Source organism: Actinomadura sp. 1N219 (assembly GCF_044326405.1).
Taxonomy (GTDB): Bacteria; Actinomycetota; Actinomycetes; order Streptosporangiales; family Streptosporangiaceae; genus Spirillospora.
Genome location: NZ_JBIRAY010000007.1, coordinates 202,139 through 220,169, shown reverse-complemented (window position 1 = coordinate 220,169; position 18,031 = coordinate 202,139). Strand labels below are relative to the sequence as shown.

Sequence of the window (18,031 nt, the reverse complement as noted above, 5' to 3'; positions counted from 1 at the left end):
GTGTTCCCTTCTCAGTGTCGGCTCAGTGCCGGCGTGCCCGGATCGGCCAGGTGTCGACGAAGGCCGTCCCGTCGTGCACCGAGTACCGGCCGAACAGGTTCACCGCAGTGCAGGCGTGGTTGGGGATCACGGCGACGCGGTCGCCCGGCGCCAGGCCGTGCGGCTCCGCTGATCCGGCGAGCCCGTGCTCCTCGTACAGCTTCTCGACGACGACGCCCGGATGCCCGTCGACCAGGCCGAAGCCCGGGGTCAGGGTGGTCATCCGCTCGGCGGGCAGGCTCTTGGAGCCCGCGTCCAGGACGAGCCGGTCCGGCGCGGGGACGTCCACCACCGTGCTGATCACCGCGAGCGCGCACTCGGCCGCGTCCGGGCCGCCGAGCGCGACCTGGGTGGCGTCGTAGAAGACGTAGTTGCCGTACCGGTACTCGTCCGCGCGGCCGGACTCCAGGCGGGCCAGCGGGGTGACGCCCGCGCTGAGCACGGGGGCCTCGACCCCCCGCTCGGCCAGCGCCGCCCGCGTGCTCACCAGCGCGTCGTCCTGCTGGTCGCGGACTGCGGCCAGCCCGGCGGCGTCGGTGGCGGCGTAGGCGTGCCCGGCGAAGGTCATCAGGCCGCGGAGCCGGACGCGCCCGCCGAACGGGGCGGCCGCGACCGCGTCGGCGGTGGGACGGCCTGGCGCGGTGCCGAGCCGTCCCGTCCCGGAGTCGATCTCCCAGTAGACGTCGAACTCCGCGCCGGTCGCCGCGAGCGCGCCGACGTGCTCGGGACGCGAGCAGGTGACGGCGACCCCGCCGCGTTCGGTCAGCGCGGCCAGCGCGGCGGCGCGCCCGCCGGGGACGGGCGGGTAGGCGACGAGGACGGTCTCGAACCCCGCGTCGAAGGCCAGCTCCGCCTCGGCCGCGGTCGCGACGGTCGCCCGGGTCGCGCCCGCCGCGACCTGCGCACGCGCGATCTCGAGAGACTTGTGGGTCTTCTGATGGGGCGTGGAGTGCCCGCCCTGCGCCGTCACGCGGGCGGCCATGCCGCGGACGTTGGCGAGGAGCCGGGGATGGTGCACGGCGAGGAACGGGGTCGGCGGCCCGCCGTCCGCGCACACGGCCGCCCAGCCGTCCCCGCTCGCCACGTGCTCGCCCGTCACGTGCCCGCTCCGGGCAGGGCGGTCCTGCCGTTGATCTCCCGCGCCAGCTCGGACACCGCGCGGCCCATCTCGCGCTCCAGGTCGGGCGACATCCGCTCGATCGACACGATCAGGCTGAGCGCGGCGGCCGGTGCGCCCTGCGGGCCGAGCGCCGACGCGACCCCGGCGATCCCGTCGAAGAACTGGCCGCGGTCCACCGAGTAGCCGCGGGTGACGGACTCCTCGACGTCGCCGGTGATCCGGGCGCGCACGTCCTCGGGCAGCGCCGACCAGCCGGGCCCGGCGCAGAGGTCCCGCCGGCGGCCGGGTTCCAGCCGGGCCAGGACGGCGCGTCCGGCCGCGCCCTCCCAGATCGGCGCGGTGCTGCCGAGCCGGGCGCTGGGCGCGAACGGGAGGCTGCTGTCGGTGCGCTCCACGTAGACCATCTCGTCGCCGTTCGGGACGGAGAACGCGGTGGCTGCGTCGAAGCGCCTGCCCAGCTCGACCAGCGCCGCCACGGCCTCCCGCCGCATGGTGCGGTGCGAGAGCCGGATCGCGGCCAGCCGCAGCGGCAGCTCCCCGATCTGCCAGTTGCCCGCCCGGTCGCGCTCCACCAGCCCGATCTCGGCGAGCCCGGTCAGCAGCCGGTGCGCCGAGCTCTTGCTGAGCCCCGCCCGCTCGGCGCATTCGGCGAGGCCGAGGACGGGTTCCTCCTGACTGAACGCGGCGAGCAGCGCACCGACGCGATCGACCACCTGGACCACGAACGCCTCCAAAGAATGCCTTGACCGGGGAGCGGCAGCGAGATTAGGTTGCCACAACATCCCATTGAGTGGAACTCCAAACCGTAGAATGGAACGCAGAGATAGTGCTGAAGATCATCCGTGGCGGCCGCGTCGTCGACCCCGGCACCGGGACCGACGCGGTGCTCGACCTGCTCATCGAGGGTGAGCGGGTGACGGCGCTGGCGGCGCGGATCGAGCCGCCGGCCGGCGCGGCGGTGTTCGACGCCACCGGCCTGGTGGTCCTGCCGGGGTTCGTGGACATGCACACCCACAGCGACTTCACGCTCCAGCACGACCCGGCCGCGCCGTCGCGCCTGCACCAGGGCGTGACCACCGACGTCACCGGGAACTGCGGCTTCTCCCCGTTCCCGCTGCCGCCCACGAGCATCGGGTTCGGCTCCTTCTTCAGCTCCCGGCTCGACCGCGGCTTCGCCGACCTCGCGTCCTACGCGGCGCATCTGGAGTCGCTCGGCACCGGCGTGAACGTCGCCCCGCTCGTCGGGCTCGGCGCCGTCCGGGAGCACGTCGCGGGCTCCGACCCGCGCCCGCCGTCGGACGAGGCCGTGGCCGAGATGCGGCGGCTCGTCGCCGGCGGGCTGGACCAGGGCGCGTTCGGCGTCTCCAGCGGCCTCGTCTACACCCCGGGGCGGTTCGCGGCCGCCGACGAGCTGCGCCGGGTCATCGCGCCGCTGCGCGGGTCTGGCCGGTTCTACGCCACCCACCTGCGGGACGAGCGGGACGGCCTGGTCGCGTCCGTGGCCGAGGCGATCTCCACCGCCGAGGACGCCGGCGTCGACCTGCAGATCTCCCACCACAAGGCGCTCGGCAAGGCCAACTGGGGGCGCACCGAGGAGACCCTCGCGATGGTCGACGAGGCCAACGAGCGCGGCGCGATCGACGTCGCCGTCGACTACTACCCCTACACCTCGGGCAGCACCGGCGTCTCCAGCCTGCTCCCGCCCGGCTCCCTGGACGGCGGCTGGGAACTGCTGCGCGCACGGGCCGGGGAGGGCGCCGAGCGGCTGCGGCTGCTCCGCCATCTGGACGGCGCGGCGCAGTTCCGTCCGGACGAGATCATCTTCGGCCGGTCGGGGGCGCGGCCCGAGGCGTCCGGGCGGGCGCTGCCGGAGTACGCGGCCGCGCTCGGCCGGGACGCCGTGGACGTGCTGCTGGAGCTGATCCTGGCCGAGGGGGAGCGCCTCACCATGATCGTCCCGGCCGCGTCGCGCGACGATCTCGCCCGGGTGTCGGCGCATCCGGCCGCCATGCACGGCAGCGACGGCTGGCTGATGACGGCCGAGCAGGCGCGGCACGAGCACCCGCGCAACCTGGCGAGCGCGGCCGAGGTGCTGGTGCCCGCGCTGCTCGGCCGGGCGCCGCTCGACCGGGCGATCCGGCACCTGGTCACCGTCCCCGCCCGGCGGCTGCGCCTGGACGATCGTGGAACGTTCCGATCCGGCTCCTACGCCGACATCGCCGTCGCCGACCCGGCCCGCGCGGCGGCCTACGAGAACGACGGGGGACCGGAGGCCCGGCACGCCTACCCCGGCCTCATGCGCTGGGTCTTCGTGAACGGCGAGACCGCCATCGAGAACTTCCGCCCCACCGGTCGGCGCGCAGGGAAGGTCCTGCGGGCGGCATGAGCATTCCTACGCATCCGATTGGAACGGAGCAATCCATGGCAACCAGCAACGCATCCCCGGTCACCTCGCGCGTGACCAGGCGTTCCTTCCTCCGCGGCGGCGTGGCGCTCGGCGTCGTCGCCGGACTCGGCGGCTCGGGACTGCTGACCGGCTGCGGGTCCGGCGACGACGGAGGCGACCCCAACGACCTCCAGATGCACCACGACGCCGCGGTCGGCCCGCTGTTCAAGCCGTACGTGGACCACTTCAACAGCAACTACGCGCCGCTCAAGCTCGGCACGTCGTACGTCGCGCAGGACTACCTCACCGTGACCAACCAGCAGCTCGCGGGCGGCAACGCGTCCTACGACGTGCTCTTCGCGGACGAGGGCTACCTGGAGTCGTGGTCGAAGAACCAGTGGGTGCGCTCCCTCAAGGACCTGCCCGGCCTGGACAAGCTGGTCGCGAACATGAACCCCGGTGTGGCCGAAGCGCTCAAGGGCCCCGACGGCGAGATCTACGCGCTGCCCTACTTCCAGGGCGCCGAGCTCTTCGTGGTCAACACCGACCACCTGAAGAAGATCGACGCGTCCGCGCCCGCGACCTGGGAGGAGTTCCTGGAGCAGGCGCGGGAGCTGAAGGCGAAGGGCGTCAGCCAGACGCCGTACTCGCCGTACTGGATCAAGTACGCGTTCCTGATGTGGCACCAGTTCGCGGCGGAGGTGGCGTCGGAGGGCGGCGGCTCGCTGTTCGACCCGTCCGGCAAGCCGGTCCTCGTCGGCAACGCCGCCGCGCGCGCCACCCTGGAGCGCTGGCGGACGCTCTACTCCGAGGGCCTGGTCCCGAAGGACCTGTTCACCACCGACTACGGCGGCGTGACCAACATCTTCGGCGGCGGGAAGAGCAGCTTCTCGATGCGGTACCAGGCGCAGGTCGTCGGCTGGAAGGACCCGAAGCAGAGCTCCGCGGCCAAGGCCGTGAAGAATATCGCCATGCCCGGCAAAACACATCAAACGCATAGTTTCGGCGCATACTGGATGCTTTCCTACGAAACCGAGGGCAATAAGAACGCCGGAACGCTCATCGACTACCTCGGCGGCGCCGGCAAGGACGGCACCTACCACGTGCCGAAGAACCTCGTCGCGACCGAGCTCGGGCTCTCCAGCGGCTACAAGAGCGTCGACTCCGACCCGGCCGTCCTCAAGTCGTGGGCGAAGTGGGCCGACGTGGACGCCCTGACCGGCCAGCTCGCCAAGACCGTGGCCCTCGGGCCGGTCACCACCAGGGCCTGGTACCCCAAGTTCGCCGACCGGGCGTGCGCCGTCCTGCAAGAGGTCGTCCTCGGCAAGAAGTCCTCCGACGAGGGGCTCAAGGAGCTGAGCGACTTCGCGGGCGCGCAGAAGTAGCCGTGGCCACGACTCGCTACGGGCGCGGCGAGGCCAGGTTCGGCATCGCCATGGCCCTGCCCGCCCTCATCGTCACGCTGGTCCTGCTCGCCTACCCGCTGGTGTACTCGTTCTGGGTCAGCCTGCACGAGCAGACCCTCGGCAGCCGCGCCCCGGCCCGCTGGGTCGGCTTCGACAACTACACCGCCGTCCTGAGCGACCCGGTGTTCCTGCCGTCGCTGACCCGGACCGTCCTGTTCGCCGCGGCCGTCGTCGCGGGCACGCTGCTGCTCGGCACGGTGTTCGCCCTCGCCCTGAACCAGGACTTCCGGGGCCGGTCGCTGGTGCGGGGCGTGCTGATCCTGCCGTGGTCGCTGTCCCAGATCACGCTGGCGCTCACCTTCGGCTGGATCTTCAACTCCACCTTCGGGCCGCTGAACGGGGCGCTGAAGCAGGCCGGGCTGATCGACAAGTACGTCGCCTGGTTCGCCTCCGGGCAGGTCGCGCTGACGGTGATGGCGGTGGCGTTCGTCTGGAGCCTGGTGCCGTTCGCGACGCTGCTCATCCTCGGCGCGCTCCAGACCGTCCCGGAGGACCTGCACAAGGCGGCGCGGATCGACGGGGCCGGCCCGGTCCGCCGGTTCTTCTTCGTCACGCTGCCCTGGATCCGCGACACCGTGCTGGTGGTGTCCGTGCTCGCCCTGATCAACGCGTTCCTGGCGTTCGCGCTGATCTACATCCTCACCGGCGGCGGCCCGGGCACCGAGACGACGCTGCTGTCCTGGTGGGGCTATACCACCGCGTTCCGCGACCTCGACCTCGGCAAGGGCGCGGCGATCTTCTACCTGATGACCCTGGCGATGGTGCTGCTCGCCGCGCTGACCGCGCTCGGCATCAGAGGCCCCCGCCGCAAGCGCGAAGGGAGGACCGCGTGACCGCCGCCGCGAACCGCGCGCGCCTGGCGAAACGGATCGGGGTGCGCGCGCTGCGCACCGGGATCGTCCTGGCGCTGCTGCTCTGGGTGCTGCTGCCCTTCTACTTCCTGCTGCTGGTGGCGCTGACGTCCCGGGCCGACTCGCTGCGCACCCCGCCAAGGTGGATCCCCGCCATGGACTTCGGGAGCTTCCAGCAGATCTTCGACTCGGCGTTCAGCGGCGCGCCGCCGAGCAACCCCAGCGACCTGATCGTCCCCGGCATGCAGAACAGCGCCGTGGTGGCGGTCTGCGTCGCCGTCCTCAACATCGCGATCGCCTCCACCGCGGGCTACGCGTTCGCCCGGTTCCGGTTCCCCGGTTCCAGGACGGTGCCGGGCCTGATGCTCGGCAGCCAGCTCGTCCCGGTGTTCGCCCTCGTCGTGCCGTTCTACGTGATGCTCCACTCGATGGACCTCACCGACACCAGGACGGGCGTCGTCATCGCCCACCTCGGCTTCACGGTCCCGTTCTCGGTGTGGATGATGCGGGCCTACTTCAACGGGATCCCCGTCGAGGTGGACCGGGCCGCGATGATCGACGGCTGCACCCGCTGGCAGGTCTTCGCCCGCGTCGTGCTGCCGCTGGCCCGTCCCGGGATCATCAGCGTCGGCCTGTTCTCGTTCATGGTGTCGTGGAACGACTTCCTGTTCGCGCTGGTCCTGAACTCGCGGACGGACGCGATGCTCATCCAGCCGGCCATCTCCGGGCTCTACAACGTGCGCGAGCAGTCCTTCGGCATCATGGCCGCCGGCACGCTGCTGGCCGCACTGCCCACCATGCTGCTCGCCCTCGTCTCGCAGCGGTTCCTCGTACGCGGCCTGACCTCAGGCGTCGGAAAGGTGTGACGCGTGTCCAGTATCGAACTCCGGCAGGTCACCAAGCGGTTCGGTGACACGCTGATCGTCGACTCGATCGACCTGACCATCGAGGACGGCAGCTTCACCGTGCTGCTCGGCCCCAGCGGGTGCGGCAAGACCACCACGCTGAACATGATCTCCGGGCTGGAGGAGGCGTCGTCCGGGCGGATCCTCTTCGACGGGAAGGAGGTCCAGGACGTCCCGCCGCACAAGCGCGACGTCGCGATGGTGTTCCAGTCGTACGCGCTCTACCCGAACCGGAGCGTCCGGGAGAACATCTCGTTCGCCCTCAAGCTGCGCAAGCAGCCCGCCGCCGAGATCGCCGCGCGGGTCGCCGAGGTCGCCGAGATGCTCGACATCGGCGCGCTCCTGGACCGCAAGCCGCGGCAGCTGTCCGGCGGGCAGCAGCAGCGGGTGGCGCTGGCGCGGGCGATCGTCCGCCGGCCCAACGTCTTCCTGCTGGACGAGCCGCTCAGCAACCTCGACGCCAAGCTCCGCGCCGACATGCGGATCAGCCTGCGCGAGCTGCAGCGCGAGCTCGGCGGCACCTTCGTCTACGTCACGCACGACCAGGGCGAGGCGATGAGCATGGCCGACCAGGTCGTCGTCATGAACGGCGGGGTGGTGCAGCAGGAGGCGCCGCCGCTCGACCTGTACCGGCGGCCCGCGAACCGGTTCGTCGCCGGATTCGTGGGGACGCCGGGGATGAACTTCGTGCCGGGCGACCTGGACGGCGACGGCTCGTTCGCGCACGGCGACTGGACGGTCCCGATCGGCTGGACGGGTTCCGCCAGGGCGGGCGTGACGCTCGGCGTCCGTCCCGAGGACGTCACCCTGGAGCCGGGCGACGGGCCCGGCGCGGTCGGCAAGGTCCGGCTGATCGAGCGGCTCGGGGTCGAGGCGATCGTCGTGGCCTCGTTCCCGTCCGGCGACGTCATCGCTCGCGCCGACCCGGACATCGAGCTGGACTCGGGCACTCCGGTGGCCATGCGCGTCCGTCCGGGGAAGGCCCATCTGTTCGACGCCGAGGACGGCGGCGCGCTCGCGCCGGCGCCCGCCCCGAAGATCACCAAGGAGGTCGGGAGTGGCTGACGAGGTCGCGCTGCGGATCGGAGGACGCGCCGTGCCCGCCCGCGGGGGCGCGGTCTACGACGCGGTGAGCCCGGCGACCGGGGAGCGGATCGCCGCCGTCGCGCGGGCGGCGGAGGCCGACGTCGACGCGGCGGTGGCCGCCGCCGCGGACGCGTTCGAGGCGCACCGCCAGGAGAGCGCGTTCACCCGCGCGGACTGGTGCCACCGGATCGCCGCAGTCGTCGAGGAGCGGGCCCCCGGCATGGCCCGGCTCCTGGCCCTCGAACACGGCAAGCCGGTGGGCCAGGCCGAGGCCGAGATCCGGCTGGCCGCCGACGGCTTCCGGCTCGCCGCCGAGGAGGGCAAGCGGCTCGGCGGCGAGACCGTGCCCGTCCGCGACGGCGCCAAGCTGGTGCTGACCACCCGCAAGCCGCGCGGCGTGTGGGCGGTGATGACCCCCTTCAACTTCCCGGTGAACATCCCGGTGGAGTACCTCGGGCCGCTGCTGGCCTGCGGCAACGCGGTGGTGTGGCGTCCGGCGCCGAGCATGGCGGCGGTGGCCGGCGCGCTGTACGACTGCGTCGAGGCCGCCGGCGTCCCGCCGGGGCTGGTCAACCTGATCACCGGCCCGGACCTCGGACCGGCGCAGCGCCTGGTGTCCCATCCCGCCGTCAACGGCGTGGGGTTCACCGGCAGCTCGAAGGCGGGCGCCGAGATCGCCCGGCTCGCCGCAGGCAAGGCGCAGGTGATGGAGCTGGGCGGCAACGGGCCGATCGTGGTGCTGCCCGACGCCGACCTGGACCGCGCCGCCCCGGCGATCGCCTCTGCCGCGTTCGCCAACGCGGGCCAGTCCTGCTCGGCCGCCGGACGGATCATCGCGGCCGAGTCGATCGCGGCGGAGCTGGAAGAGCGCCTGGTCGAGGAGGCCAAGCGCGAGGTGGTCGGGTCGCCCTTCGACGCCGCCACGACCATGGGGCCGGTGCACACGCGCGGCGTGGCCGACACGATGGCCAGGCATGTCGCCGACGGGCAGGCCCGAGGAGGCCGGACCGCGTTCGGCGGCGGCCCGCTGCCCGACCGGCCCACGGACCTGTACTGGAACCCCACCGTCCTGGTCGGGCTGGACGAGGACGCCGCGGTGATGAGCGAGGAGACGTTCGGGCCGCTGGCGCCCGTGCTGCGCGTCGGCGACGACACCGACACGATCGTCGCCGCCGCGAACCGCGGCCGGTACGGGCTCAGCTCGGCGGTCTTCGGCCGAGACCTGGACCGTACGCTGGCGGTCGCCGGACGGCTGCGCGCCGGGCAGGTCACCGTCAACGACACCAGCAACTACTGGGAGCTGCACCTGCCGTTCGGCGGCGCGCCTGGCACCGACAGCGGCCACGGCCGGCTGGGCGGACGCCACATGGCCGAGGCCGTGACGGAGATCCAGTCGATCTCCGTCGACCTGACCCAGCCCTGGCGCTGAGGCGAAGGAGCCGACGATGAACGATCAGATGGCGACGGCCGCGCCCGCCGGGGTGCTGGCGGAGGTCGAGCGGCGGGTGCTGTGGCTGGCGACGGCCATCGTGGACCACGCCAACCGGGTGCGGCCCAACCCGTCCGGGCTGAAGGTGGGCGGGCACCAGGCGTCCTCGGCGTCGATCGCGACGATCATGACGGCGCTGTGGTTCCGGCAGCTGGGACCGGACGACCGCGTCTCGGTCAAGCCGCACGCCTCGCCGGTCCTGCACGCGATCAACTACCTGCTCGGCGAGCTGGACGGGCGGTTCCTGACGTCCCTGCGCGAGTTCGGCGGCCTGCAGAGCTACCCGAGCCGCACCAAGGACCCGGACCCGGTCGACTACTCGACCGGCTCGGTGGGCATCGGCGCCACCGCGCCGATCTGGGGCGCGATCGCCCGCCGGTACGTCGACCGGACGCCCGGCGGACGTCCCGCCGGGCGGCAGTACTCGCTGGTCGGCGACGCCGAGCTGGACGAGGGCGCGGTCTGGGAGGCGATCCTCGACCCCGGCGTGGCCGAGCTGGGGGAGATCGTGTGGATCGTCGACCTCAACCGGCAATCCCTCGACCGGGTCGTCCCGTACCTGGCCGCGCACCGGCTCAAGGGCATGTTCGCCGCCGCGGGCTGGCAGGTGCTGACGCTGAAGTACGGACGGCTGCTGACCGAGCTGTTCGACGGTCCGGGCGGGGCCGACCTGCGCGCCCGCATCGACGCGATGCCCAACCCGGAGTACCAGCGGCTCCTGCGCTGCGACGCGGACGAGCTGCGCGAGCGGCTCCCCGGCGGGAGCGAGCCCGTCGCCCGGCTCGTCGCGGCGCTGGACGACGCGACGCTCCTGGCCGCCCTGCGCAACCTGGGCGGGCACGACCTCGGCAGCCTGGCCGACGCGTTCGCGTCCATCGACGACACCCGCCCCACCGTGATCTTCGCCTACACGGTGAAGGGCCACGGTCTGCCCAGCGAGGGCCACCCGCAGAACCACTCCTCGCTCCTCACCGGCGACCAGATCGCCGGGCTCGCGGCCCGGCTGGGCGTCGACCCGGCCGACCCGTGGGCCCGCTTCGAGGAGGACTCGGCCGCCGCCCGCCTGTGCGCCGACACCGCCGCACGGCTGCGCCGCGCCCCGGTCGCGCCGCAGCCCCCGCCCGCGCTGCCGGACGACATCGGCCGTACCCCGAAGGGCACCGCGACCACGCAGGCCGCGCTGGGCCGGCTGCTGCTCGACCTCACCCGGGAGGCGCCCGAGGCGGCGGCGCGGGTCGTCACCGTCAGCCCCGACGTCAGCTCCACCACCAACCTCGGCGGCTGGGTGAACAAGGCCGGCGTCTGGTCGACCGCCGAACGCCGCGACTGGTTCGCCGACGACGGCGAGACGATCCTGCACTGGCGGGAGGGGCCGGCGGGCCAGCACATCGAGCTGGGCATCGCCGAGACCAACCTGGTCGGGCTGCTCGGCGAGCTCGGCGCCACCTGGAGCCGCTGGAACCGCCCGCTGCTGCCGATCGGCGTGCTGTACGACCCGTTCGTCGGCCGCGCGCTCGAACCGTGGTCGTTCGGCATGTACGCGGGCGGCCAGTCGATCCTGATCGGCACGCCGTCCGGGGTCACGCTGGCCCCCGAGGGCGGCGCGCACCAGTCGATCGTGACGCCGTCGATCGGGATCGAGCAGCCGGGCTGCGTCGCCTACGAGCCCGCGTTCGCCCTCGACACCGAGTGGGCGCTGCTCGCGAGCATGGCCCGCCTCGGCCGTCCCGGCGGCGGCTCGGCCTACTTGCGGCTGTCGACCCGTCCGGTGGACCAGACGCTCGCCGCGGTCCCGGCCGACCCGGCGGCCCGGGAGCGCCGCCGCCGGCAGGTGGTCGCCGGCGCCTACCCGCTGCGCCGCGCCGGACGTCCCGCCGTCACCGTGGCGGCGATGGGCGCCCTCGTCCCCGAGGCGCTCGCCGCCGCCGACCGCCTGGAGCAGGCCGGCGTCGGCACGGACGTGGTGTGCGTGACCAGCCCCGGCCTGCTCTTCCAGGCCCTCCGCTCCCGCCAGGGCCAGGACGACGGCCCGAACTGGATCCTGGACCAGGCGTTCCCCGGCTCGCGCGCCACCCCGCTCGTCACCGTCCTGGACGGCCATCCGCACACCCTGGCCTTCCTCGCCGGGGTGAACAACGTCCCCTGCGTCACTTTGGGCGTCACCGGCTTCGGCCAGTCCGGCTCGATCGACGACGTCCACCGCCACCACGGAATCGACGCCGACTCGATCGTCCGCGCGGCCTTGGACCTCCATTCCGCGTAAACGGCGGGCATGCGGCGGGATGTCGGCCGCATGCGGACTTGGCGGCGAGCCAACCACCCCCGCAAATGAGGCGTCTACTTCAGCAATTGATGTCAGTTTGCGCGGGAGGTTCAGAATGCGCGCATTTTTCGCGGGGGTGCTGACACTTGTCATGTCGGTCGCTCTCATCGGAGTGATGGGCACGTCGGCTTCGGCCGCGTGCGCCACCACGTGGGGATCACTGCCGAAGGGCTCGCTGGGCGACTACTCGGAGGGCCCGCTGGAGCGGGTCCGCACCGGCCGTCAGACCTGCTACGACCGGCTCGTCATCGAGGTGGCCGGATCCGGCTACGGATACCGGGTCGAGTACGTCGACCAGGTGGAACAGGAAGGTTCGGGCAAGCCGGTTCCGCTGCGAGGCGGCGCCAAGCTGCGGGTCATCGTGCAGGCGGCCACCGCTCCGGGATTCCCGGCCACCTCGTCCAATCTGGCCAATGTCTCCGGCTACACCACGTTCCGGCAGGTAGCGGGGGCGGGTTCGTTCGAGAGCCAGACGACGATCGGCGTGGGCGTGCGAGCACGCCTGCCGTTCCGGGTCATCACGCTTCCGCGTGACGGCGGCGGCACGCGGCTCGTCGTCGATGTGGCCCACACCTGGTAGTTCCGGGCCGCGGCGGCCCGGCCCGCACCGGGCCGCCATCATTCGTCCAGATCATTCGGTCGCGCCGGGATGGGCGGCCGTCTTGTGTGTGTGGATCAGGTGTTTCGCGGCGGCGTGGTCGTGGCGGGCGACCGCGTCGATGAGGTCGGTGTGGAGGCGGTGGCGTTCGCGGAGGTATTCCGGGAGGGGACGGACGCCGTCCGGGAGCACGTCCAGGGTGTGCGCCTCGATGAGGTCCAGCAGGCTGGCATAGAGGGCGCGGAGCAGCACGTGCGGGCTGGTCGACGCGATACGGGCGTGCAGGCGCCAGTTGGCGCGGGCGAAGGCGGTGGCGTCCTCGGCCTCGGCGGCGCGGCCCATCTCGTCCAGGATCGTGCGCATCTCCGCGATGTCGGCGGGGGAGGCGTGCCAGAGGGCGTCCTCGATCAGCAGGGGGTCGAGGGCGTCGCGGATGCGGATGGCCTCGGCGACGGAGGTGGGCTCGGCGTCCAGCGCGAGCATGGTGTTGCCGAGCCGCACCATCGGCGACTGCTCGGCGGCGAAGAGGCCGCCGCCCGGACCGGGGCGGACGGACACCAGCCCGCGCGCCTGGAGCAGGCGCAGCGCCTCGTTGAACGTGCTGACCGACACCCCGCACAGGGCGCGCAGCTCGCTCTTGGTCCCGAGGCGCGTGCCCGGCTCGGCGGACCCGGCCAGGCCGGCGATGCGGTCCGCGGCCCGCTCGGCGGCCTGCCGGGTGTTCGCCGGCGTCGCAGAGAGCATCCGTCCTCCCTCGGCTAATTCAGCATGCACAATAGCAGAGCGCGGCCTTGACACCTCGTCTCACCAGGGATCATCATCGAGCGAAATGATCCTGATGATTTAGGAGGACGGGTGCGCATCGGCAACCTCGCAGGTCGCTTGGCCCTGCTCGGCGGGGACCGCGCGGTGGACGTGGAGGCGGCGAGCGGCGGACGGTTCGGACCCGATCCGCAGGCCGTCTACGCGGAGTGGGACGCGTTCCGCGCGTGGGCGTCCGACGCGGACCTCGGCGGCGGGGTGCGCTTCGACCCGGCGGAGCTGGGAGCGCCCGTCCCCGCGCCGAGGCAGGTGTTCGCCATCGGCCTCAACTACCGGGACCACGCGGCCGAGTCCGGGTTCGACGCGCCGGACGGGCTGCCGCCCGTGTTCACCAAGTTCGCCACCAGCATCACCGGGCCGGTCACCGAGGTGGCGCTTCCGCCCGGCGGCCACACCGACTGGGAGGTGGAGCTGGTCGCGGTCATCGGCAGGCACGCCCGGAACGTCCCCGAGGACGAGGGCTGGGACCACGTCGCGGGCCTGACCGTCGGGCAGGACATCTCCGAGCGGGTCTCCCAGCTGGCGGGGCCCGCGCCGCAGTTCAGCCTGGGCAAGTCATTCCCGGGGTTCGCGCCGACCGGGCCGTGGGTCGTCACGCCGGACGAGTTCGCCGACCCCGGCGACCTGGAGCTGAGCTCGGCGATCAACGGCGAGGAGGTGCAGAAGGCCCGCACCCGGGAGCTGATCTTCTCCGTCCCGCTGCTGGTCGCGCGGCTGTCGGCGGTGCTGCCGCTGCTGCCGGGCGACCTGGTCTTCACCGGGACGCCCGCCGGGGTGGGGCTCGGCCGCACCCCGCAGCGCTGGCTGGCCCCGGGCGACGAGCTGGTCAGCCGCGTCGAGGGCATCGGCGAACTGCGCCAGCGGTTCGCGTGAAAGGAGCGGCGAGCGCGGAGGGTCAGCCGTAGCGGGTGAGGTCGTGGAAGAAGTTCGGGACGGTGTGCAGGGCGCCCGAGGTGGCGACGTGGTCGTAGACGTGGCGGGCGACGGCCAGGTCCAGGACGCCCAGGCCGAACGGGGAGAAGACGACCGGCTCGTCGGCGGGCGGGGTGGCCTTGCCGGTGAGGACGTCGTAGAGCGTCCCGGCGACGAAGTCGCGGTTGCCGGCTTGCTGTTCGGCCAGGTGGGGGGACGTGTTCGCCTTCAGGCAGTGCTCGACGTCGTCCACCACGTTCCAGGACGAGAGGATGATCTCGGGGGAGAGGTCGCGCAGGGAGACGTGCAGGACGAGGGGGTTGTGCGCGAACCAGGCCGGGTCGGTGACGTGGGGTTCGCCGGCGACGGTGGCGAAGACGATCAGGTCCGAGGAGCGGATGAGGGCCTCGGCCGTGTCGTGGACGGTGATGGCCCCCTTCTCGGTGCGTCGCAGGTAGCCCTCGAAGCCCTGGGCGTGCTCGGCGGAGAGGTCGTGGACGCCGAGGGTGTCGAAGGTGAAGCCGTTGGCGGCCAGGTAGGTGTGGATGTAGCGGGCGATGAGGCCGGCGCCGATGAAGCCGACGCGGCGGGGGCGGGACCCGCGGCGGTCGGTGAGGGCCGCGGCGGCGAGGGCCGCGGACGCGGCGGTGCGGGCGGCGGAGATGATCGAGCTCTCCATGCACGCGAACGGGTAGCCGGTCTCCGCGTCGTTGAGGATCAGCACGGCGGAGGCGCGGGGAAGGCCGTTCGCGACATTGCCGGGAAAGCTGGAGATCCATTTGACGCCGTGCACGCCGACGTCGCCCTTGACGGACGCGGGCAGCGCGATGATCCGGTCGGACGGGCGGTCGGGGAAGCGCAGGAAGTAGGAGTCGGGATTGACCGTGCGGCCCTCGCCGTGCAGCCGGTAGGCCGCCTCGATCATCTCGATGACCTGCTTCTCGCGTCCGGCGACCGCGTCGTGGACCTGGGCGCCGGAGATCACGGCGAATGTCGGGACCTGTGTCATGGAAACTCCGGGTCGGCTAGATGATCAGGCGGCCGGGGATTCCGCGGGTCCGCCTCCACAAGTCGCCATTGAATTCCCGCGGGCCCGATGCTTGTGGGCGCGCTTTGACCAGCGGCTGAAGAAACAATTCATGGTCGTCCCCGAGTTCGCCGCCGGCGCGCGTCAGCGCCATTGCGGAACCTCACCGTATACACGAGCATCTCGGACTCGCAACCCCTTGCCCGGCGAGCCGGGCGCGGAGGCCGGCGGTCGTGTCCGCGCACCTGGCGGCCGTATAGGAAAGATATAGCGCCCAATCGCACGCTCTGCGGCAGTGACGTGAACCGGTACGTCGAATCGCGGAGGTGACATGTCCGGCTCGAATATCACGGCGGTCCTGGACGGCGAGCAAAAGGGTCAGATCAAGGAGATCGTCTGCGAGATCCTTGAGCTCGACCCCGACGAGCTCACCGACGGAAGCCTTTTCAAGGAGGATCACGGCGCCGACTCGCTGCGCGCCATCGAGATCCTGGCCGCGCTCGAGCGCACGTTCCGCGTGACGATCGACCAGGCGGCGATGGACCGGATGGTGAACCTCGACGGCGTCTACGCCGTCGTGGCCGACGCCGCGCGGGAGTGACCCGCGCCATGACGGGTCTGGAGGCGTCCCGGCGGGTGGTGGTCACCGGGCTCGGACCGGTGACCAGCATCGGCATCGGGGTCGCGGACTTCGCCGCCGGGCTGCGCGCCGGGCGGAGCGGCGCCAAGCCGATCACTGCGTTCGACACCGCCGGGTTCGCCCACGCCAACGGCTGCGAGATCGACGACTTCCGGGCCGCCGACTGGATCACCGGCACCCCGCTGGACGACCTCGGCCGGGCGGCCCGGTTCTCGGTCGCCGCCGCGCGGATGGCCGTCGCTGACGCCGGACTCGGCCCCGCGGACCTCCGGGCCCGGCGGGCCCTCGTGTCGATGGGCACCACCGACGGCGAGTCCCGCGACCTGGACGGCCTGGTGGAGAGCGAGCTGGAGCGGGGGCCGGGCGCCTTCGACCCGGTGATCGCCCGCCGGGTCGGCGCGGTCCGGCTGTCCACGTCGATCGTCGCCGAGTTCGGGCTCACCGACGTCGAGGCCACGACCCTGCCCACGGCCTGCGCGGCGGGCAACTTCGCGGTCGGGAGCGGGTTCGACGCGATCCGCTGCGGGGACGCCGAGATCGCCCTCGTCGGCGGGGCCGACGCGGTCTGCCGCAAGACCTTCACCGGCTTCTACCGGCTCGGCACCATCACCCCCGAGGTCTGCCGGCCGTTCGACAAGGACCGCAAGGGGATCCTCACGGGCGAGGGCGCTGGCGTCCTGGTCCTGGAGAGCCTGGACGCCGCGCTCGCCCGCGGCGCCCGGATCTACGCCGAGGTGCTCGGCTACGGGCTGTCGTGCGACGCCCGCCATCCCGTCGCCCCGGACCGCGACGGGATCACCCGCGGCATCGAGATGGCCCACCGCGACGCCGGGATCGGGCCTGGCGACGTCGACTTCATCTCGGCGCACGGCACCGGGACGAAGGCCAACGACGTCACCGAGAGCGGCGCGATCAGGCAGGTGTTCGGCGACCGCCCGCCGCCCACCATCTCCATCAAGGCGATGATCGGGCACACGATGGGCGGGGCCAGCGCGATCGCCGCGGCGGCGTGCGCGCTGGCGCTGCGCGAGGGCTTCATCCCGCCGACCATCAACCATGTCGAGACCGACCCGGAGTGCGGCGTCGACTGCGTCCCCAATGAGGCGCGCGAGGCGGATCTGCGGGTCGTGCAGAACAACGCGCTGGCGTTCGGCGGCAACAACGCCGTCCTCATCCTCGGGCGCGCGCCCGAGCCCTCGCCTGTGGCGGGGGCGGCCTGATGAGCTGGATCGTCACGGGCATGGGGGCCGTCGCCGCACCCGGCGACGACGTGGCGGCGTTCTTCGCCGCGCTCTGCGCCGGCCGCAGCGCGCACGCCCCCCTGCGCGGCTTCGACCCGACCCGGTACCGGGCCCGGAACGCCTACGAGATCGACGACCGACCCGACTCCGGCGACGTGCCGCTGCGCGCGAGCCGGTGGCTGGAGCGGGCGGTCGCCGCCGCGCTGCGCGACGCCGGCATGGACGAGCGGCTCGGCGACGTCCCCGTGCTGGTCGGCACCACCCTGCGGGAGCTGCGCTCGGTGGAGCTGAGCTGGCGCGACGGTGTCCCGTTCGACCCGGCCGACCTGCACTTCGGCGCCGCGCTCGGCCGCCGGTTCGGCGCGACCCGCACCTACACCGTGGCAAACGCCTGCTCCGCGTCCCTCTACGCGCTCGGCCTCGGCACCGACCTGCTGGAGCTGGACGAGTGCGACACGGTCGTCGTGGCCGGCGTCGACACGATCACCGAGAGCACCTACGGGCTGCTGGACCGCTGCTACCCCGAGGCCCCGGACCGGATCCGGCCCTTCGACCGGGACCGGCGCGGCATGCTGCAGGGCGAGGGCGCGGTAGCCGTCGTGCTGCGCCGCGCCGCCGACGGCCCCGGCCCGGCCGGACGGTCGCACGCCACCGTCCGCGGGGTGGCGATCAACTGCGACGCCTCGCACCCGTCCGCGCCGGACGCCGCGAACATCGGCGTCGCGATCCGCGAGGCGCACGAGCGGTCCGGCGTGCGCCCGGACGACATCGACCTGGTCATGCTGCACGGGACCGGCACGCCGCTGAACGACGAGGCCGAGGTCGACGCCTTCGCCGACGTCTTCGGCGCGGCCGCGGGCCGCCCGTACCTGACGGCCATCAAGAGCATGACCGGGCACACGGCCGGGGCGTCCGGGCTGCACAGCCTGGTCGCCGGGGTGGAGGCGATGCGGACCGGCACCGTCCCGCCCATCGTGCATCTGGACGACCCGATCGACGAGGTGGCGGGCTTCCGGCTGGTCCGGGGCGCCGCCGCGCGCGCCGAGGGGCTGTCGGTCGCCCAGGTCAACTCGTTCGGGTTCGGCGGCCTCAACGCCGTCGCGGTCGTGGAGAAGGCGGTCTGAGC

Annotated in this window: 16 protein-coding genes; 12 read left to right on the top strand and 4 right to left on the bottom strand. The window is 72.8% G+C overall.

Annotated elements, in window-relative coordinates; genetic code table 11:
• Positions 1-22: 22 nt before the first annotated feature.
• Entirely contained in the window at positions 23-1,138 is a 1,116-nt protein-coding gene (locus ACH35V_RS22860) for an alanine racemase (protein WP_395974988.1), read from the bottom strand.
• Positions 1,135-1,881, bottom strand: a complete 747-nt coding sequence (locus ACH35V_RS22855; protein ID WP_395974987.1) for an IclR family transcriptional regulator — start codon at positions 1,879-1,881, stop codon at positions 1,135-1,137. The genes ACH35V_RS22860 and ACH35V_RS22855 overlap by 4 nt, the downstream gene beginning before the upstream one ends.
• Before the next feature lie 104 nt (positions 1,882-1,985).
• Here ACH35V_RS22855 and ACH35V_RS22850 point away from each other — a divergent pair, with 104 nt between their 5' ends.
• The 8 genes from ACH35V_RS22850 (at position 1,986) to ACH35V_RS22815 (ending at position 12,245) form a co-directional block, all read left to right on the top strand.
• Positions 1,986-3,545 carry an amidohydrolase family protein gene (locus ACH35V_RS22850; protein ID WP_395974986.1) on the top strand — a complete coding sequence of 520 codons (1,560 nt, stop codon included), beginning with the start codon at positions 1,986-1,988 and terminating at the stop codon, positions 3,543-3,545.
• 35 nt (positions 3,546-3,580) lie between these two features.
• Complete coding sequence (locus ACH35V_RS22845) at positions 3,581-4,930, top strand: ABC transporter substrate-binding protein (RefSeq protein ID WP_395974985.1); 1,350 nt, start codon at positions 3,581-3,583, stop codon at positions 4,928-4,930.
• A gap of 2 nt (positions 4,931-4,932) precedes the next feature.
• Positions 4,933-5,844 carry a carbohydrate ABC transporter permease gene (locus tag ACH35V_RS22840; RefSeq protein ID WP_395974984.1) on the top strand — a complete coding sequence of 304 codons (912 nt, stop codon included), beginning with the start codon at positions 4,933-4,935 and terminating at the stop codon, positions 5,842-5,844.
• Positions 5,841-6,728: a carbohydrate ABC transporter permease gene (locus ACH35V_RS22835; RefSeq protein ID WP_395974983.1), complete on the top strand. Its 888-nt coding sequence runs from the start codon at positions 5,841-5,843 to the stop codon at positions 6,726-6,728. The genes ACH35V_RS22840 and ACH35V_RS22835 overlap by 4 nt, the downstream gene beginning before the upstream one ends.
• Before the next feature lie 3 nt (positions 6,729-6,731).
• A complete protein-coding gene (locus ACH35V_RS22830) occupies positions 6,732-7,832 on the top strand; it encodes an ABC transporter ATP-binding protein (RefSeq protein ID WP_395974982.1) in 1,101 nt (366 codons plus the stop codon).
• Positions 7,825-9,282: an aldehyde dehydrogenase family protein gene (locus tag ACH35V_RS22825; protein WP_395974981.1), complete on the top strand. Its 1,458-nt coding sequence runs from the start codon at positions 7,825-7,827 to the stop codon at positions 9,280-9,282. The genes ACH35V_RS22830 and ACH35V_RS22825 overlap by 8 nt, the downstream gene beginning before the upstream one ends.
• A 16-nt stretch (positions 9,283-9,298) precedes the next feature.
• Complete coding sequence (locus tag ACH35V_RS22820) at positions 9,299-11,605, top strand: transketolase-like TK C-terminal-containing protein (RefSeq protein WP_395974980.1); 2,307 nt, start codon at positions 9,299-9,301, stop codon at positions 11,603-11,605.
• A gap of 115 nt (positions 11,606-11,720) precedes the next feature.
• On the top strand, positions 11,721-12,245 hold the full coding sequence (locus tag ACH35V_RS22815) for a hypothetical protein (protein ID WP_395974979.1): 525 nt from the start codon (positions 11,721-11,723) through the stop codon (positions 12,243-12,245).
• Positions 12,246-12,296: 51 nt separating this feature from the next.
• On the opposite strand, the gene ACH35V_RS22810 is transcribed toward ACH35V_RS22815, so the two are convergent.
• Positions 12,297-13,007 (bottom strand): FadR/GntR family transcriptional regulator, encoded by a 711-nt coding sequence (locus ACH35V_RS22810; RefSeq protein ID WP_395974978.1) that lies wholly within the window; start codon positions 13,005-13,007, stop codon positions 12,297-12,299.
• Positions 13,008-13,118: 111 nt separating this feature from the next.
• Between ACH35V_RS22810 and ACH35V_RS22805 the strand changes: the two genes are divergently transcribed.
• A complete protein-coding gene (locus tag ACH35V_RS22805) occupies positions 13,119-13,958 on the top strand; it encodes a fumarylacetoacetate hydrolase family protein (protein WP_395974977.1) in 840 nt (279 codons plus the stop codon).
• A gap of 22 nt (positions 13,959-13,980) precedes the next feature.
• Here ACH35V_RS22805 and sbnB read toward each other — a convergent pair whose 3' ends face one another.
• Positions 13,981-15,006 (bottom strand): 2,3-diaminopropionate biosynthesis protein SbnB, encoded by a 1,026-nt coding sequence (gene sbnB / locus ACH35V_RS22800; protein WP_395974976.1) that lies wholly within the window; start codon positions 15,004-15,006, stop codon positions 13,981-13,983.
• A 349-nt stretch (positions 15,007-15,355) separates the two neighbouring features.
• Between sbnB and ACH35V_RS22795 the strand changes: the two genes are divergently transcribed.
• Genes ACH35V_RS22795 through ACH35V_RS22785 form a run of 3 tightly spaced genes read left to right on the top strand, consistent with a single transcriptional unit; the run spans position 15,356 to position 18,029 of the window.
• A complete protein-coding gene (locus ACH35V_RS22795) occupies positions 15,356-15,625 on the top strand; it encodes an acyl carrier protein (RefSeq protein WP_395974975.1) in 270 nt (89 codons plus the stop codon).
• Between the two features lie 8 nt (positions 15,626-15,633).
• Positions 15,634-16,884 (top strand): beta-ketoacyl-[acyl-carrier-protein] synthase family protein, encoded by a 1,251-nt coding sequence (locus ACH35V_RS22790; protein WP_395974974.1) that lies wholly within the window; start codon positions 15,634-15,636, stop codon positions 16,882-16,884.
• Positions 16,884-18,029 (top strand): beta-ketoacyl-[acyl-carrier-protein] synthase family protein, encoded by a 1,146-nt coding sequence (locus ACH35V_RS22785; protein WP_395974973.1) that lies wholly within the window; start codon positions 16,884-16,886, stop codon positions 18,027-18,029. The genes ACH35V_RS22790 and ACH35V_RS22785 overlap by 1 nt, the downstream gene beginning before the upstream one ends.
• Positions 18,030-18,031 lie beyond the last annotated feature (2 nt).

Coding starts and splice junctions, on each gene's coding strand:
- ACH35V_RS22820 (WP_395974980.1), top strand. CDS start 9,299: ATGAACGATCAGATGGCGACGGCCGCGCCCGCCGGGGTGCTGGCGGAG.
- ACH35V_RS22845 (WP_395974985.1), top strand. CDS start 3,581: ATGGCAACCAGCAACGCATCCCCGGTCACCTCGCGCGTGACCAGGCGT.
- ACH35V_RS22785 (WP_395974973.1), top strand. CDS start 16,884: ATGAGCTGGATCGTCACGGGCATGGGGGCCGTCGCCGCACCCGGCGAC.
- ACH35V_RS22790 (WP_395974974.1), top strand. CDS start 15,634: ATGACGGGTCTGGAGGCGTCCCGGCGGGTGGTGGTCACCGGGCTCGGA.
- ACH35V_RS22810 (WP_395974978.1), bottom strand. CDS start 13,007: ATGCTCTCTGCGACGCCGGCGAACACCCGGCAGGCCGCCGAGCGGGCC.
- ACH35V_RS22815 (WP_395974979.1), top strand. CDS start 11,721: ATGCGCGCATTTTTCGCGGGGGTGCTGACACTTGTCATGTCGGTCGCT.
- ACH35V_RS22795 (WP_395974975.1), top strand. CDS start 15,356: ATGTCCGGCTCGAATATCACGGCGGTCCTGGACGGCGAGCAAAAGGGT.
- sbnB (WP_395974976.1), bottom strand. CDS start 15,006: ATGACACAGGTCCCGACATTCGCCGTGATCTCCGGCGCCCAGGTCCAC.